The organism is Cellulomonas sp. P4_A2 (genome assembly GCF_056402515.1).
In genome coordinates, this window is the sequence record NZ_JBFUHG010000068.1 from 1 (window position 1) to 544 (window position 544).

Consider the following 544-nt stretch of genomic DNA (forward strand, 5'->3'; position numbering starts at 1 on the left):
GCTCCAGGACGCTCCGCCTGGGGTCCTCGACGACCAGGTCGTGGCGCAGCCCCTTGCTCTCGTACGCGTCGACGGCCCGTGGGAACGCGGCGGCGAGGAATGCTGTGACCAGCACCAGCAATCCGAGTGCGCAGGCGGCCGCGGGCGCGGTACGCAGCCGGGTACGGACCCACGGGGCACAGGCCGCGGCCCGGGCGACGCCTGCGGAACGACCGCTGTCGGAACGTGGGCTCATGTCAGTTGTCCCCCTGGTGGCGCAGCGAAGTCACCGGGTCGGCGCGGCGCAGGGCGATCGCCGCCACGATCAGCAGCGGCAGCACGGCGACGCCCGCCAGCAGCGCGGCGACCTGCCCGGCCGGCAGCTGCACCAGCACGGGCGGCACCGGCTGGGCGGCCTGCCCGGTCAGCACGATGAGTGGTACGACGGCCCTGGTCAGTACGGCCCCGAGCGCGAACCCGACCAGCAGCGCGATGGCGATCAGCACGCCCTGCTCGGCGGCGATCATCCGGGCCGGCCCGCGGCGCGGCGCCCCCAGCGCCCGCA

The 544-nt window shown here is 75.6% G+C and carries 1 protein-coding gene; it reads right to left on the bottom strand.

What is annotated here, in order from left to right:
• Positions 1-236: 236 nt before the first annotated feature.
• The coding region (locus AC1DUE_RS20110) for a hypothetical protein (protein ID WP_477041177.1) at positions 237-544 on the bottom strand (308 nt) is incomplete at its 5' end.